Annotated in this window: 19 protein-coding genes and 3 tRNA genes; 14 read left to right on the top strand and 8 right to left on the bottom strand. The window is 61.9% G+C overall.

The features are described from left to right. The first annotated feature begins 105 nt into the window (after positions 1-105). Positions 106-723 carry a DUF309 domain-containing protein gene (locus tag KU306_RS07190; RefSeq protein ID WP_258303279.1) on the top strand — a complete coding sequence of 206 codons (618 nt, stop codon included), beginning with the start codon at positions 106-108 and terminating at the stop codon, positions 721-723. A 4-nt stretch (positions 724-727) separates the two neighbouring features. Here the strand turns inward: KU306_RS07190 and KU306_RS07185 are convergent, their stop codons facing one another. After that, positions 728-1,402, bottom strand: coding sequence for a helix-turn-helix domain-containing protein (locus KU306_RS07185; protein WP_258303278.1), 675 nt, complete (start codon positions 1,400-1,402; stop codon positions 728-730). A gap of 111 nt (positions 1,403-1,513) precedes the next feature. Here KU306_RS07185 and KU306_RS07180 point away from each other — a divergent pair, with 111 nt between their 5' ends. Continuing rightward, on the top strand, positions 1,514-1,939 hold the full coding sequence (locus tag KU306_RS07180; protein ID WP_007544791.1) for a DUF8051 family protein: 426 nt from the start codon (positions 1,514-1,516) through the stop codon (positions 1,937-1,939). A 67-nt stretch (positions 1,940-2,006) separates the two neighbouring features. Here KU306_RS07180 and azf read toward each other — a convergent pair whose 3' ends face one another. After that, positions 2,007-2,795 carry an NAD-dependent glucose-6-phosphate dehydrogenase gene (gene azf, locus KU306_RS07175; protein ID WP_007544789.1) on the bottom strand — a complete coding sequence of 263 codons (789 nt, stop codon included), beginning with the start codon at positions 2,793-2,795 and terminating at the stop codon, positions 2,007-2,009. Between the two features lie 99 nt (positions 2,796-2,894). Here azf and KU306_RS07170 point away from each other — a divergent pair, with 99 nt between their 5' ends. From KU306_RS07170 to KU306_RS07160, 3 genes are all read left to right on the top strand, one after another. After that, entirely contained in the window at positions 2,895-3,239 is a 345-nt protein-coding gene (locus tag KU306_RS07170; protein ID WP_007544784.1) for a dihydroneopterin aldolase family protein, read from the top strand. After that, a complete protein-coding gene (locus KU306_RS07165) occupies positions 3,236-3,718 on the top strand; it encodes an NUDIX domain-containing protein (protein WP_258303277.1) in 483 nt (160 codons plus the stop codon). The genes KU306_RS07170 and KU306_RS07165 overlap by 4 nt, the downstream gene beginning before the upstream one ends. 89 nt (positions 3,719-3,807) lie before the next feature. Next, the gene (locus KU306_RS07160; RefSeq protein ID WP_258303276.1) at positions 3,808-4,269 is read left to right on the top strand and encodes a DUF5790 family protein; all 462 of its coding nucleotides are present in this window, start codon (positions 3,808-3,810) and stop codon (positions 4,267-4,269) included. Between the two features lie 34 nt (positions 4,270-4,303). Here KU306_RS07160 and KU306_RS07155 read toward each other — a convergent pair whose 3' ends face one another. The 4 genes from KU306_RS07155 to KU306_RS07140 all read right to left on the bottom strand — a co-directional run bounded on the left by KU306_RS07155 (position 4,304) and on the right by KU306_RS07140 (position 7,892). After that, positions 4,304-5,026: a creatininase family protein gene (locus KU306_RS07155; protein ID WP_258303275.1), complete on the bottom strand. Its 723-nt coding sequence runs from the start codon at positions 5,024-5,026 to the stop codon at positions 4,304-4,306. Between the two features lie 61 nt (positions 5,027-5,087). Beyond that, positions 5,088-7,025 (bottom strand): ABC transporter ATP-binding protein, encoded by a 1,938-nt coding sequence (locus KU306_RS07150; protein WP_258303274.1) that lies wholly within the window; start codon positions 7,023-7,025, stop codon positions 5,088-5,090. A 60-nt stretch (positions 7,026-7,085) separates the two neighbouring features. Continuing rightward, entirely contained in the window at positions 7,086-7,355 is a 270-nt protein-coding gene (locus KU306_RS07145; protein WP_049918867.1) for a DUF7538 family protein, read from the bottom strand. Positions 7,356-7,394: 39 nt separating this feature from the next. Continuing rightward, the gene (locus KU306_RS07140; protein ID WP_258303273.1) at positions 7,395-7,892 is read right to left on the bottom strand and encodes a DUF192 domain-containing protein; all 498 of its coding nucleotides are present in this window, start codon (positions 7,890-7,892) and stop codon (positions 7,395-7,397) included. 93 nt (positions 7,893-7,985) lie between these two features. On the opposite strand from KU306_RS07140, the gene KU306_RS07135 reads away from it, so the two are divergent. The 9 genes from KU306_RS07135 (at position 7,986) to KU306_RS07095 (ending at position 12,567) form a co-directional block, all read left to right on the top strand. Further along, a tRNA-Val gene (locus tag KU306_RS07135) sits at positions 7,986-8,058 on the top strand. A gap of 172 nt (positions 8,059-8,230) precedes the next feature. After that, entirely contained in the window at positions 8,231-8,632 is a 402-nt protein-coding gene (locus KU306_RS07130) for a VanZ family protein (protein WP_258303272.1), read from the top strand. 43 nt (positions 8,633-8,675) lie between these two features. After that, positions 8,676-9,344 (top strand): hypothetical protein, encoded by a 669-nt coding sequence (locus KU306_RS07125; protein WP_007544775.1) that lies wholly within the window; start codon positions 8,676-8,678, stop codon positions 9,342-9,344. A gap of 61 nt (positions 9,345-9,405) precedes the next feature. After that, positions 9,406-9,479, top strand: a tRNA-Phe gene (locus KU306_RS07120). 427 nt (positions 9,480-9,906) lie between these two features. Beyond that, positions 9,907-10,101 carry a cold-shock protein gene (locus KU306_RS07115; RefSeq protein WP_007544773.1) on the top strand — a complete coding sequence of 65 codons (195 nt, stop codon included), beginning with the start codon at positions 9,907-9,909 and terminating at the stop codon, positions 10,099-10,101. A gap of 157 nt (positions 10,102-10,258) precedes the next feature. Next, the gene (locus KU306_RS07110; RefSeq protein ID WP_007544772.1) at positions 10,259-10,453 is read left to right on the top strand and encodes a cold-shock protein; all 195 of its coding nucleotides are present in this window, start codon (positions 10,259-10,261) and stop codon (positions 10,451-10,453) included. 172 nt (positions 10,454-10,625) lie between these two features. Further along, positions 10,626-11,342 (top strand): DUF2270 domain-containing protein, encoded by a 717-nt coding sequence (locus KU306_RS07105; protein ID WP_007544771.1) that lies wholly within the window; start codon positions 10,626-10,628, stop codon positions 11,340-11,342. Between the two features lie 47 nt (positions 11,343-11,389). After that, a tRNA-Phe gene (locus KU306_RS07100) sits at positions 11,390-11,463 on the top strand. 405 nt (positions 11,464-11,868) lie between these two features. Next, entirely contained in the window at positions 11,869-12,567 is a 699-nt protein-coding gene (locus KU306_RS07095; protein WP_007544770.1) for a DUF4013 domain-containing protein, read from the top strand. A 60-nt stretch (positions 12,568-12,627) separates the two neighbouring features. On the opposite strand, the gene KU306_RS07090 is transcribed toward KU306_RS07095, so the two are convergent. Beyond that, positions 12,628-12,999: a winged helix-turn-helix domain-containing protein gene (locus tag KU306_RS07090; protein ID WP_258303271.1), complete on the bottom strand. Its 372-nt coding sequence runs from the start codon at positions 12,997-12,999 to the stop codon at positions 12,628-12,630. A gap of 172 nt (positions 13,000-13,171) precedes the next feature. After that, complete coding sequence (locus KU306_RS07085) at positions 13,172-13,822, bottom strand: helix-turn-helix domain-containing protein (RefSeq protein WP_258303270.1); 651 nt, start codon at positions 13,820-13,822, stop codon at positions 13,172-13,174. Between the last annotated feature and the right edge of the window lie 48 nt (positions 13,823-13,870).

The following is a 13,870-nucleotide window of genomic DNA, read 5'->3' as shown; positions in this document are numbered from 1 at the left end:
GCTACCATATCACATATGTTCTGAAGAGGGATAAGCATGTACACCCTACCTATCGAGGGAGCCGGTTCCCGCGGAATCTTTACTCGTCGCCGGCGAACGACGACCATGGACGATTCGCTTCGCGCCGGTCTCGCCATCTACAACGCCGGTGCCTTTCGGGCGGCCCACGGCGCGTGGGAGTCACGGTGGCTCGACCTCCCGGACGGCAGCGCCGACGAGCGGTTTCTCCACGGACTCATCCAGTTCACGGCGGCCGTCCACCACGCGCGAGAAGAGAATTACTCCGGTGCGACGGGGTTGGCCGAGAGCGCACAGGCGTATCTCGACGGGTTAGCTGACGACTACCGGGGTGTCAACCTCGGCGACGTTCGGAACTTTCTCTCCACGCTCGAAGCTGACCCTGCTGCCGCACTCCGCGACGGGCCGGTCGCGCTCCGCCACGACGGGCAGGTGCTTACGTACGACGACCTCGACTTCGACGCTATTGTCGTCGCGGCCGAGACGCTCGCCGAGGAAGGAACGGGTTTCGACGAGTCGGTCGTCGAGGACGCGATTGCCTACGCCCGCGAGGAGGTCGCAGACGGAACACAGACGCAGTACACCGCACAGGTGTTCGACTTCGTCCAAAACGAGGCCCAACGAGGGCTGGTCTACCAGCGGCTGGCAGAACACGTCCGCCGGAAGCGACGACGCGAGGACGACGTGACCGGACTGTTCGAGTGACTCGTTACGGCTCGCCGTCGGTTCCGGGCGCACCGACCAGTGCCGACACGAGGTTGGCTTCGATTCGTTGCAGATGCTCACTCACAGTGCCGGGTGCCACGGCGAGTTCGGCGGCGATGTCCCGGTGTGTCGCTTCTCGGGGGACCTCGTAGTAGCCAGCCCGGACTGCGATGTCGAGAACCTCGCGCTGGCGGTCTGTGAGCGACGACAGCGGGTCGTGGGCAGACGCCTCGTATCGGCCGGTGCGAACGAGCGAGACGTCGATTTCGGCCGGGATAGTTGTGATAGCCTGACTCAGTGCGTCCTCGGTGCCGAGCAAGGTGAGTTGTGCCGAGAGGTTCCCGTTCGACCGGGCGAAGGTGACCGGCCACGTGAGGACGACTGCGTGGTCGAAGACGACCGCCAGCAGTCGGTCCATGAGCGGCGACGACTCGTAGTGGATGTACGCGATACCAGCAGCAGAGACGTCGAACGCCCGGACTTCGGAAACCGAGTCGAGAATGCTCCTCGCCGCGTCGAGGTCGCCCCGGAGGCGACTCAGTTCGGTGTAGCCGCCGTCTCCGACCGAGTTCACGTAGTGGAGTGACTCGATGGAGACACCCGCGTCGTCGGTGAACGCTGCTGTCAACGGGTGCAGTTCGGTGTCGTCCCAGCCGAGTCGCAGTGTGGTGTATCTCATCGTCCAAGTTCGGCGGCGGCGGTGCTGGCGCAGAGTGGGTAGACTGAGATTATAAATACACCTCGTATGCTCGGAGTCAGCCACATCTCGTCAGTGGACGAAAGTGTAGCTATGGCAGCAACCGCCGCTCGACGAATCGCACTCTTGTTGACCGTCGTCACCCTGCTTCTCGTCTCGCTCGCGCCGTGGGGACCAATCGAGACGCGGTCGTTCGAACACCTCTCTCCGGCCGTCTACTGGGGATTCAACGCTTTTCTCATCCTGTTGGGGCTGGGGAGCTTCGCCACCGCGTATCGCCTTTGGTCGGGAAGTACTGACGCGCTACTCGCTGCGGTCGTCGCCGGGGGACTCTACATCGTCGTCTACGGCCTCGATTTGGCTGGCATCTTCCCAACGTCGCCGGACGCGATGCCGCCGCTATTGTTCGCTATCGAAGTCGTCGATACGGCGCTCGCGGTCGTGCTCGTCGTGTACAGTTACGTGGTCTGGAATCGGGCGAACCCACAGCGCGGGCGGGCCGAGACCCGGACGTCCTGACCAGCGGCGGGCACGCTGGTCGCTGTGGAATCCGTCGGTTCCGAAAAAAACGCACCAGCCCTGAAACCTACGCTTCGTCCAGCGGTTCGCCTTCGAAGGTGAACTCCGCGGAGTTGTCCTGCGGGTCGTAGCCGAGGACCTCACGGGCGCGGTCGATGGAGTAGTACTTTCGGTCGTTGTCGGAGATGCCGTAGACGATTTCGAAGTCGTAGTCGGCGTCGATGCAGCACGCGAACAGGTGGGCGCAGTCGCGGTAGGAGAGCCACATCGCTTGGCCGCGTTCGTACTCCTTCGGCGGGTGATGCTGGGTGAGGTTGCCGATACGGACGTTCACGACGGAGATGTCGTGGTGGTCGTGGTAGTAGCGGCCGAGGGTCTCACCAGTCGCTTTGCTCACACCGTAGAGGTTACTTGGGCGGGCGAGTTCGGTCCCGTCCAGTCGGAACTCGTGGTGGGGTCGGTACATCTCCGGCGTCCGTTCGTCGGTCTCGTACGCACCGACGGCGTGGTTCGACGAGGCGAACGCGAACTTCTCGACGCCCGCGTCGATAGCCGCCTCGAACATGTTCTGCGTGCCGTCGATGTTGTTCCGAAGGACACTGTCCCACGGTGCCTCGGGACGCGGGTCACCGGCGAGGTGGATAACTGCGCCGACGCCCTCGATGGCGTTTCGAATCGCAGTCTCGTCGGTGATGTCCGCGACGTAGACGTTCGTCTGGTCGACGGATTCGGGTATCTTCTCGTCAGACAGCGGCTCGCGGTCCAGCAATCGCCAGTCGTAGGCGTCGCCGATGTGCCCCAGTATCGCCTGGCCGACGCGCCCGCCAGCCCCCGTCAGCAAAACCGGCTTGTCCATTCGATTCTACGTCCGACAAGCGGGACTAAGTAAGGACCGGTTCGCGCCCGCGAGCGGCCCGACCGGCGAACTTTAGGCCCGAGCGACAGACTCGCAGACATGGTCACTGACCCGCAGTCTGCCTGTTTCGAAGCGGGCATCAAGTTCGGCTCGCTCTACCACCAGTTCGCCGGGACGCCGGTGTCTCCCGACAGCGCTCGAAGCCTCGAAGAAGCGATAGCGGAGTCCATCGAGAACCAACCCCACTGCGAGTCCGTCACTGTGGACATCCTCGACGACGAACTCGAAGCCAAACTCGCCGATTCGACGGCCGACTACACCGAGCTCACGGGGTCGCTGATGCGCGTCGAGATGCGAATCGAGTACGAGGACGTGACCGTCCGCACGAAGATGGAGATGGAAGACGGCTACCCGCTGATGAAACTCGTCTCGGTCGAGGAATGAGCCCCCGAATCGCCGCTCGCGGCCTCGTTGTCTACGATGGAACCCTCCTGACCGTCCAATACGGGTCCGGCGACGGCGAGCGTTGGTATTTGACCCCCGGCGGGGGACAACAGACGGGCGAGTCGCTTTCGGAGACGGTCCGCCGCGAAGTCCGCGAAGAGACAGGGTACGAGGTCGAGGTCGAATCGCTCGCGTTCGTCCGAGACTACATCCCATCGAATTATGACACGGACGAAGACGAGGATGAGGGTGGAGCCGAGGACGACGACCACCGGGTAGACCACTTCTTCTGGTGCGAACTCGTCGATGACGACCCTGTCCAGCCCACGGTGAGAGACGCAAAACAAGTTGGCGTCACGTGGCTCGCGGTGGACGAACTCGACGACTACTGGTTTTTCCCGCGTGAACTGCCAGACGCGCTTCAGCGTCAAGTGAAGACCGCGAATCGAGAGGCGCGATATCTCGGTGACATTCGCTGAGTAAATCGGCCGCGACCGCGACCGAGTCCCTCGATTTCACTTTCACTTTCGGGGTTGTTTTTAAACCCCCACGTGCCGAATGTGCTGGCATGAGTCAAAGTACGCTCGGCGACGACGACCTGTTCGGAGAGGCGGCAGCGGAGATGCGAGCCGACGTCGAGGAACACCTCGGCGAGGCACGCACGGCCCTGCCCGATGCGGACGACGTGTGGGACGCCGAAGCGGACAACGTTCTGGGCGTCCTCAACGGCCTTCGCTCGTCACTGGACGTAGACGGTGCCGCAGAGCACGTCCGGCAGGCCAAGAAGTGGTACGTCATCGGCGAGCGCGCCGATGCGTTCGACGACCCCGAGGACCTCGAAGAAGCCATCGAGGAACTGCAGGAACTCCTCGAAATGGTCGAGGAGGCACACGAACTCGTGGGCGAACTCACCAACACGATGCCGCAACTCCGCGGTGCGCTCACCGAGGCTGCCGAGGCAGCAGACGCCGACGGAGAAAGTGAGGAGGAAGAAGAGGAAGAGGAAGAGGAAGAGGAAGAGGAAGAATAGGGTAATCGGGTCGGCCTCCGCCGACTGCCTCGCCTCAGTCGAGTGATTTCTCTCTTACTGCCGTCAGCAACGTCGCAAGCGATTCAGCGGCGAGCGACTCCAGTTCCGCGCCGCGTTCGGCGTCGCCGTCAGCCGGGTCGCCGACGACGCCGTTTTCGGTGAACTCGTCGGAGTCGTGGGCGAGATTGACGCCCGCAACCCACTCGCCCCAGCGGTCGGCCGCACCCTCGCGGGCCTCGTCGATGCGGTCCTCACGGACCAGTTCGGGGTGCGTGTGTCGGAGGAGTGCGGTTTCGAGCGGTCCGCCGTGACCCATGTCCGAGGAGTGGTCACCGACCGCATTGAACCACGTGAACGAGACGGCGTAGGCGTCTCCGGTTCGGGAGAGGCGGCGACAGCATTCCGTGAGGGCTTCGACGTTCCCGCCGTGGCCGTTGACGACGACGACGCGGTCGAAGCCGTGGTGGGCGAGGGAGTCGATGGTCTCGCGGACGTACGCGCGGAAAGTATTTGGGGAGACCCAGAGTGTGCCGTCGAAGGCGCGGTGTTCCTCGGCGACGCCAACCGGAATCGTCGGGGCGACGAGCACGTCGTCGTCGAAGGCCTCCGCTCCAGCGCTGGCGACTGATTCGGCGTTGAGAGCGTCTGTGCCGAGCGGTGCGTGCGGGCCGTGTTGCTCTGTGCTTCCGACCGGGAGGAGCGCGAGGTCGGTGTCGAGGTCGGCGACCTCGGTCCAAGTGGCCTCGGAGAGTCGCATGCCGGGAGAAAGCGGGGCGCGGCCTTAGTGGTAGGCGCTTCGGGCGAACGAGCGCGGTCGGTCAGTCGTCGCTCGCATCGACTTCGGCCTGGCGGCGGGCGGCGCGCTCGACGAACTCGTCGGGAAGTTGGTCGATTTCGCCCGCCTGCACGCCCCAGAGGTGGGCGTAGAGGCCGTCGTCAGCCAGCAAGTCGTCGTGGGTGCCGCGTTCGACGATACGGCCGTCTTCGAGGACGACGATGGTGTCTGCGTCCTTAATCGTCGAGAGCCGGTGAGCGATGCTGAAGGTCGTCCGGTCTTCCGTGAGCGTGTCGAGCGACCGCTGGATGAGCATCTCGGTCTCGGTGTCGACGTCCGAAGTCGCCTCGTCGAGGACGAGGATATCGGGGTCTTTGAGAATCGCGCGGGCGATGGAGACGCGCTGGCGCTGGCCGCCCGAGAGTTTCACGCCGCGCTCGCCGACTTTCGTGTCGTACCCGTCCGGGAGATTCGAGATGAATTCGTGTGCCTCGGCGGCCTTCGCGGCCGCGACGATGTCCTCTTCGTCGGCGTCGAACGTCCCGTAAGCGATGTTCTCGCGGACCGTCCCGTAGAACAGGAACGTCTCTTGGCTGACGTAGGCGATGCGCTGGCGGAGACTAGAGAGCGTCACGTCGCGCACGTCCTGTCCGTCGATGCTAACGGTGCCCTCGTCCGTGTCGTACATCCGCATGAGGAGTTTGAGGATGGTCGACTTGCCCGCTCCCGTCGGGCCGACGAGGGCCAGCGTCTCGCCGCCGCCGACTTCGAAGGAGATGTCTTCGACGATTGTCTCGTCGTCGTCGTAGCCGAAGGTGACGTCGTCGTACTCGACACGACCGTCGGTGACGGTGAGGTCCGGGGCGTCTTCTTTCTCGGCGAGGCGGGCGGGTTCGTCCATCAGACCGAAGATGCGCTCGCTGGAGGCGTGGGCACGCTGGTACATGTTGATGATTTGCCCGAACTGGGCGAGCGGCCAGACGAACTGCTGGGTGAGCAGGATGAACGTGACGAACTCACCGACGCCGAGTTCGCCGGTGAACGGGCCGGGACCCTGTCCCTCGATGACCCACAGGCCACCGACGACGAAGGTGAGCGTGAAGCCGATACCCGCGAGGATGCGGAGCGCCGGGAAGAACTTGATTCGGGTGTTGATGGCGTCCCAGTTCGCGCCGAAGTAGTCCATCGAGACGCCGTCGACGCGGTCTGACTCGTGAGACTCGGCGTTGAACGTCTTGATGACCTGAATGCCACCGAGGTTGTTTTCGAGGCGGGAGTTGAGCGTGCCGACCGACGAGCGAACCTCGGCGTACTTCGGTTGGATGATTTGGACGAACTTCCACGTGAAGACGGCGATGAGCGGAACCGGAACCAGCGCGACGAGCGCGAGCTGCCAGTTGTACGAGAGGAGGACTACCGCGATTGCGAGGACCATCACCGACAGGCGGAAAAAGGAGTTCATCCCGTCGTTGAGGAACCGTTCGAGTCGGTTCACGTCGTTCGAGAGGATAGACATCATCTCGCCGGTCTGCTTGTCGGCGAAGAAGTCCATGTTGAGTCGCTGCATCCGGTCGTAGGTGTCGGTGCGGACGGCGTGCTGGATGTTCTGGGCGAAGGAGTTCCAGCCCCAGTTGCGAAGCCAGTGGAACGCGGCCCCGCCGAGGAAACTGAAGACGATGATGCCGACGGCGAAGAAGAACTGGTCGCCTCTGGCGGTGGGAACGAATGGTGCGAGCCATGCCTCGGGGACGACGGGGAACGCCGCCGCGAAGGACTTCTCCTGTCGGATGATGGCGTCGATGGCGAGGCCGAGGACGACCGGTGGAAGGAGGTCCAAGACGCGAGCGGCGACGCTAGCGACGACGCCGAGGACGAACTGCGGGAGGTTCTCCCGTCCGTACTCGGCGAAGAGTCGTCGCATCGGGTTGTCGACCCGCTCGCGCTGGTCCTCGAAGGGGTCGTCGTCCGAATCAGCGGGCATGCCAGTGTTGGAAGGGACGGCGACAGTAAAGGACTCGGGTGGGGGCGCGCTGCGCCGGTTCTACAACTGACGGGCTTCGGTGTCGGGGTCGACGCCCGCGTCGTCGAGGTCCTGTCGCACGCGCTTGCGGAGCGGGTCGGGAACGGACTCTCTGCCGACGGGGACAGCTACCTCGCCGTCGCCTTTCACTTTCCAGTAGAGGACGCAGTTCGACGGCTCGTAGTATTCGATGCTGTAGGCGTCGTCAGCGCCGCGGTAGTGGACGCGCGCCGCGAAGTCCTCGGCGCGCCAGCCTTCGAGGTCCGCCAGTGCATCGACGTGTTCGCCCATACCGGGGACAGACACCCCGCCCCCTCGGACGTTTCGCTTTCAGTCGAGGACGACTCGGTCGCCTTCCTCGATACCCGTCTCGTTGGTGTAGCCATAGGGGACTTCGAGCACGTACGTCCCAGTCCCGCGATAGCGGGTGAGGTCCGACTCGCTCGTTCCTTCGGGGTCGAGTTCGGCGTGGTGGATGGTCGTGATAGTGCCGTTTTCGGCGACGAAGATGATGTCCAGCGGGAAGTCCATGTCACGCATGACGTAGGCGTAGGTGCCCGACGAGTCGTGGACGAACCACATGCCTTCGCCCGCTTCGAGAGATTCGGTGTCGCTCAGCCCGGTGTAGCGCTTTGCGTGGGTGTCGGCGACGCGAGCGTCCACGCGGGCGAGTGTGTCACCTGTTTCGTCGTCGACGATGGTGAGCGTGGTTCGCTCGTAGTCGGAGGTCGACCCGGGGACGATGGCCGGGTTCATGAGATAGACGACGCTTCCGGCCGCAACGAGGACGGCAGCGAGGAAGAGGACAGTCCGTGCCCGAGAGGTCATTAGTGGAGTGGTAGCGCGCCGTATGTCTAAGGGTTCCGCGGTCCGGTCGAAACAACAACCGTTATGAGCGCGAGCGGATTGCTTGCAGATGCAGGGCTCGTGGTCTAGTGGTTATGACGCTTCCCTTACAAGGAAGAGATCGGTGGTTCGACTCCGCCCGAGCCCATCAGATTTTGTGACGAACCGAACGGTGAGTCACAAATCTGTTCGCGAGGAAGGAGTCGAGCCAGGGAACAACCCGGAGGGTTGCGACCGAGGTTCGACTCCGCCCGAGCCCCACAACCCCCAACCTCACCAACACGAACCATTTTACCCGATACCGAAACCACACCTACCTAGTGACCATCAGAGCCCGCGCCCGAAAACACCCGTACTCGGTCGTCGCCGTCTACACCTATGCGATAGCCATCTTCATCGCCTCGGCGATACAGCCAACCGGGGCCGACCTCGCCGCACTGGGGCCACTCGGACTCGTTGGTGTGGATAAGTGGCTGCACGCGGGTGCCTACGCGGGGTTGGGATTCGGCGTCGCGGCCGCCCTGCGTGCCAAGCAAAACACGGTCCTCCTCGCAGCTATCGCCATCGCGACTGCCTACGGCGTGGGCGTCGAACTCTTTCAAGTGATGGCACCGAATCGGATGTTCTCTGTGGCAGATATGCTCGCCAATGCACTCGGGGCAGTGGTCGGTGGGCTTCTCTGGTCGGTCGTGAATAGTTTCGAATTCGATACTCGGGGGTAACATTATCATACCCTCTGCCGAACGTGGGTCCACCAGAGGCACAATGGGTATCGAACGACTTTCACGGGCACTTGGAATTGCGGGCGCAACCCTCGCGGGGGGCTACCTCCTCGCATTGCGGCCGTGGCACAGACGATGGGGAACGACCGACGACGAAGCAGCAGAGACACTTCCGGGCGACGACTTCGTCGACGATGCGGACTGGGAATCGACGCGAGCGATTACCATCGCCGCACCAGCGCGGGCGGTCTGGCCGTGGTTGGTACAGATGGGACAGGGCCGCAGCGGATTCTACAGTTACGAACGACTGGAGAACCTCTTCGGACTGCAGATAGACGACGCCGGGGGCAATCGCCCCAATCAGCAGCAACTCGACATTGGGGACGAGGTGCGACTCGGCCCGCGCGGGTCGGGTCTCCCCTCGTTCCACGTCGCGGTCGTCAATCCCGGGCAAAGCCTCGTGTTGAGCGCGCCCGGATGGGAAACCGGCGAGAGTGACGCGACGTGGACCTTCGCACTGCACGAGGTCGCCCCCGGAGCGACGAGGCTCGTCATTCGATTCCGCGGGCGTTCCGAGACGCTGTACGGGCGAATGATGAACCGCCTCGTCACCGAGCCGATACAGTTCCTCATGGAACGGAAGATGCTGAAAGGCATCCGAACTCGCGTCGAACGCGGGCGCTCGGCCGCGATGAACGGACGGTATCGCTGACCCGACGCCGACGGCCGATTCGAAAGTCTTTTTGACTGGCTCCGGCTTCGGAAGAATGCGAGCCGCCTTAGCTCAGACTGGGAGAGCACTCGACTGAAGATCGAGCTGTCCCCCGTTCAAATCGGGGAGGCGGCATTTTCCTGCGAACTACCGAGGGAGCGACGCGACCGAGTCGTGAGCAGTGAAACTGTTCCCGACCGGATTTGAACTAGACCGGGAACGCGCAGCGAAGCGAGCACTTCCGGGCGTAGTTCACAATCGGGGAGGCGACATACTTTTTCGGCGTAATTCCCATTCATCAGTCTCGACTAAAGGTCGAGCTGTCCCCCGTCCCCGTGAACGGAAACAGTGTGCAGATTCGGGAGACGGCGGCTGGAAGTTCGGGAAGGAAAGAAGCAGCCAGAATCACCGCCAAAGAGTGTCGTCAGTAGGTGTCGAAGACAACACACATCCAATTCTGATTATGATGCCTCGATAGATTTGGATTCGGAGCTGGTTATTGGCTCCGTTCGTTCACAGCTTCACAAGACTTATGAGTGCGTCGTGCGGGTATCCAAAGGCAATGGCGAAAGGTAAGGTTGACTTCTTCAACGACACTGGCGGTTACGGTTTCATCTCTACTGACGACGCGGACGACGACGTGTTCTTCCACATGGAAGATGTTGGCGGCCCGGACCTCGAAGAGGGACAGGAAATCGAATTCGACATCGAACAGGCCCCCAAGGGTCCCCGCGCGAAGAACGTCACCCGCCTCTAAGCAGGTTTCAGTTCCACGCGGTACTCTCACAGACGAACGGACTTTCTTCGGTTTTTCACACCACTGAGCGGCGGCGCTCGCGAGTCGTTCCGAGCCACGACCCGACGGTCGAGTATGCGGAAAGATTAACCGTCCGTGGGACCCCCATACAAAGGCAATGGCGAAAGGTAAGGTTGACTTCTTCAACGACACCGGCGGTTACGGCTTCATCTCGACAGACGACGCGGACGACGACGTGTTCTTCCACATGGAAGACATCGGCGGCCCGGACCTCGAAGAGGGACAAGAAGTCGAATTCGAAATCGAAGACGCCCCCAAGGGCCCGCGCGCGAAGAACCTCGAGCGACTGTAACTCGCCGAGATTCCCGCAGCGGTAGGAGTATCGAGTTCTGAGACATTTTCTAACATCTGCGAGTGGCGACGCTTGGCGACCGTACCCCAAACAGTTGTGCAGTGTGTGCGTCGGACCATCGCGAAGGCAGAAGGCTCATATCCGCTGGCAGTTGTGCATAAATAGAACAACAATGTCTGACGAGGGGGAGTCACCAGAACCGCCGTCGCCACCCGACTCACACATCGGTGCAGGCGTCTTCGAGGAGTCGATGGGGCCGGGGTCGTCGTTTGCCCACCTGTATCGCGGTGAAATCCACCGAATGAAGTCCTGGCGCGAGCGGTTAGACAGGACGAGCAACTGGGCAATCACGCTGATGGCCGGTATCCTCACGTGGTCGTTTTCCGCACAGAACCACCCGCACTACATCATCCTGCTCGGCGTCGTGACGCTGAGCATCTTCCTCTGTATCGAGGCGCGTCGGTTCCGTGCGTACGACATCTGGCGGTCGCGAGTGCGCATGTTCCAACAGAACGTCTTCGCCTACGCGCTCGACCCCGAGGGTGGTGTCGTCGACGACAACTGGCGGCAGAAACTCGGTGACGACTACCGGACGCCCAACCTGAAGATACCGTTCGAGGAGGCGCTCGCCCACCGACTCCGGCGTGTCTACCTCCCGCTGTTTCTCGTGATGCTCGTCGCGTGGGTCATCCAACTGACCGCGTACGCCGACCAGACGAGTCTGGTCGCGAGCGCTGGCGTGGGAGGTATCCCCGGCAACGTCGTCGTCGCGCTGGTCGCCGGGTTCTACGCGACAATCGGTGTCGTGGCGTTGCGCCCGCGGGACTGGCACGTCAACGGTGAGCTGATTCCGAGCGACGTGACCGGGTGGGAACCGACCGATACGTAGGGCGAATTCGAAATCGTTTTTTCGTCCCTGTGCTTCTTCCAAGTTGCGCCGCCTTAGCTCAGACTGGGAGAGCACTCGACTGAAGATCGAGCTGTCCCCGGTTCAAATCCGGGAGGCGGCATTTTCCTGCGAACAACGTGAGCAGTGAAAATGCTCGCGACCGGATTCTGAACCCTGGAAGGCACGCGCAACGAGCGAAGCGAGTGAGCATGTCTTCCTCCGGTTCAAATCCGGGAGGCGGCACTTCTCTGAACCCGACCACCGAGCGAAGCGAGCATTTCCGGGCGTGGTTCACAATCCGGGAGGCAGCCGTGTCCTGTAAGCGACAGCGCACGTATTGCACGGAAGGACACAAAAAGTCGATAGCGGAACTTTGTGACGACTTCGTGGCGAAGTGACTGTTCAACACAGAACGGCAGTGACCTTCCACAGAAATCGCCATTATTCCTCGCCCAACAGTAAATTACTCAAGATAGTCTAGCAAGTCGAACATTTAAATGAGTGTGAATAAATCAATCAGTTGCAAATGTTAGAAGATGGTCTGAGTTACCCCCTTTCTGGGGACAACACACTCGGTCGCATTGTTATCGGTTCACTGCTCGTCGCCGGGAGCATCTTGGTTATCCCGATGTTCCTCTTGTTCGGATATCTAGTTCGCGTCCTCGAATCGACTGCACGCAACGAACCGGAGCCTCCGGAGTTCGATGATTGGGGGAAGATGTTCGTCGATGGCCTCAAGGGAGTCGTCGTCACACTGGTATACGGAATCCTCCCCTTCGCACTCATCGGTGTCAGTCTCACACTCAGCGTCGGTGGTGCGGGGAGCGGAAACGACGCCGCTGCAGGCATCCTCGGCGGCGTCGGTGTCATCGGCCTCTTGGCGAGCTTCGTCGGACTGTTCGTCCTGTACTACCTCGTCCCTGCTGCGCTCACGAACATGGCCGTCGAAGACAGCATCGGCGCAGCGTTCGACTTCTCGCTTCTGAAAGACGTGCTTCTGAGCTTCGACTACCTCATCGCGTGGCTCATCCCGTTCGGCATCGCGTTCGTCGCGCAGCTACTCACGAGCGCACTGGTGACGTTCACGTTCGGTATCGGAATCATTCTCGTCCCGACCGTCCAGTTCTACGTCAACGTCTCCGTGTTCTACATGTTCGGCAGCGCGTTCGGGAAGGTTACCGGAATCTCGCCCTCTCGCTCGGCTAGTACCGCCGATATCGCGTAACGACTCTCCAACGACCTCGTCGAGACGTTTTCTTCGCCCAATCAACAGCCCACGGCGAACTCAGTTGCCGACGAACGAGAGTCGCACTTCCAATCCGGACGGAGAGACAGAGACCGTCACGTCGTCGATAGCGCGTTCGTACTCGGCAGTGTGCTTCCCAGACCGGCAGATACGGAGTTCCTTCGATACGAGGTCGGAATCGGTGAGTCGGTCGAGCTTCCGGTAGGTCGTCGAGAGCGGCAAGTCACATGCCTCGGCGAGTTCGCTCGCGGACATTGGGTTCCCCTCAGTCGCATCGAGAATACGTCGGCAGTCAGGGTCGTCGAGCGTCTCGAAGAGGACGTCGATGGTCTCCTGGTCGTCGACCACGACTTCGGAGGGAGACCCACTAGTGTGCGAACGAACAGACGGCGGAAGCGTTGCCTGACTCATACTCCAATGAACTCGCTAAACCGGAACGAACGGTCATCCCCGATAGCAGGGGTGGTTTATATACCCCGCGTGGAGGCGGCGACTGACGACAGAGTGGAGTGGAGTGGAGTGGAGTGGTATGGTATGGTACGACATGGCCTTTTATGCCATGATATGGTGTGGCGTGGAGTAGTCAGGACCCTTCTTCGAGAATATCTTCGAGTAGTTTCGACTGGGCGGCGACGAGGTGTTCGGCGAACGTCGATTGGTTGATGTCGAGGGTTTCGGCAACCTCGGTGGCGTTGGCCCGTCGCGGGCGCTCGAAGTAGCCCATCTCGTAGGCAGTCTGGAGAACCTCTAACTGGCGGTCGGTGAGTTTCCCGCGGTTGACGAAGACGTTGTCCTCGGCAGCCTCCCCTGTCGGAGAGCGGACGAGTCGCTTGATATCTACGTCGGGGTACCGGTCGCGGAGTTCACCGATGACCGCCTGTAGTTGGTCGTAGTCGCTCGCGTGAAAGACGAGCGTGAGCGACCCGCGGGCGGTGAAATAGCGGTCGATTGGACAGCCGAACTCGCCGAGACACTCACACGGGCAGTTGGCACTCCCGTCGTGTTCGATTCGGTAGACGTGCGTGTCACCGTAGGAGAAGACAGATTCGACGGGGATGTCGTCGGGAACGTCCTCGGAGTCGACGACGAATTCCGAGATGCTGACGGTGTCGGGCGTGGGTGCGACACTCGTCGAAACCGAGTGGACGGTCGAGTCGGTCGCGTACGCAACCGCCGTAATCGGGCAGATAGATGGCGAGTTGAACTCGACTGTCGCACGTATCCCAGCAGGCATCGCACTACGCCCGAGTCGGCAGTCGACGTACTTGAGTTTGCGGGTCCC

The organism is Haloferax larsenii, assembly GCF_024730625.1.
Taxonomy (GTDB): Archaea; Halobacteriota; Halobacteria; order Halobacteriales; family Haloferacaceae; genus Haloferax; species Haloferax larsenii.
This window is presented reverse-complemented; position numbering and strand designations above follow the sequence as displayed.

Bases quoted from the DNA above. Each gene is read 5' to 3' on its own strand.
- KU306_RS07190 (WP_258303279.1), top strand. From the start codon at position 106: ATGGACGATTCGCTTCGCGCCGGTCTCGCCATCTACAACGCCGGTGCC.
- KU306_RS07185 (WP_258303278.1), bottom strand. From the start codon at position 1,402: ATGAGATACACCACACTGCGACTCGGCTGGGACGACACCGAACTGCAC.
- KU306_RS07180 (WP_007544791.1), top strand. From the start codon at position 1,514: ATGGCAGCAACCGCCGCTCGACGAATCGCACTCTTGTTGACCGTCGTC.
- azf (WP_007544789.1), bottom strand. From the start codon at position 2,795: ATGGACAAGCCGGTTTTGCTGACGGGGGCTGGCGGGCGCGTCGGCCAG.
- KU306_RS07170 (WP_007544784.1), top strand. From the start codon at position 2,895: ATGGTCACTGACCCGCAGTCTGCCTGTTTCGAAGCGGGCATCAAGTTC.
- KU306_RS07165 (WP_258303277.1), top strand. From the start codon at position 3,236: ATGAGCCCCCGAATCGCCGCTCGCGGCCTCGTTGTCTACGATGGAACC.
- KU306_RS07160 (WP_258303276.1), top strand. From the start codon at position 3,808: ATGAGTCAAAGTACGCTCGGCGACGACGACCTGTTCGGAGAGGCGGCA.
- KU306_RS07155 (WP_258303275.1), bottom strand. From the start codon at position 5,026: ATGCGACTCTCCGAGGCCACTTGGACCGAGGTCGCCGACCTCGACACC.
- KU306_RS07150 (WP_258303274.1), bottom strand. From the start codon at position 7,025: ATGCCCGCTGATTCGGACGACGACCCCTTCGAGGACCAGCGCGAGCGG.
- KU306_RS07145 (WP_049918867.1), bottom strand. From the start codon at position 7,355: ATGGGCGAACACGTCGATGCACTGGCGGACCTCGAAGGCTGGCGCGCC.
- KU306_RS07140 (WP_258303273.1), bottom strand. From the start codon at position 7,892: ATGACCTCTCGGGCACGGACTGTCCTCTTCCTCGCTGCCGTCCTCGTT.
- KU306_RS07125 (WP_007544775.1), top strand. From the start codon at position 8,676: ATGGGTATCGAACGACTTTCACGGGCACTTGGAATTGCGGGCGCAACC.
- KU306_RS07115 (WP_007544773.1), top strand. From the start codon at position 9,907: ATGGCGAAAGGTAAGGTTGACTTCTTCAACGACACTGGCGGTTACGGT.
- KU306_RS07110 (WP_007544772.1), top strand. From the start codon at position 10,259: ATGGCGAAAGGTAAGGTTGACTTCTTCAACGACACCGGCGGTTACGGC.
- KU306_RS07105 (WP_007544771.1), top strand. From the start codon at position 10,626: ATGTCTGACGAGGGGGAGTCACCAGAACCGCCGTCGCCACCCGACTCA.
- KU306_RS07095 (WP_007544770.1), top strand. From the start codon at position 11,869: ATGTTAGAAGATGGTCTGAGTTACCCCCTTTCTGGGGACAACACACTC.
- KU306_RS07090 (WP_258303271.1), bottom strand. From the start codon at position 12,999: ATGAGTCAGGCAACGCTTCCGCCGTCTGTTCGTTCGCACACTAGTGGG.
- KU306_RS07085 (WP_258303270.1), bottom strand. From the start codon at position 13,822: ATGCCTGCTGGGATACGTGCGACAGTCGAGTTCAACTCGCCATCTATC.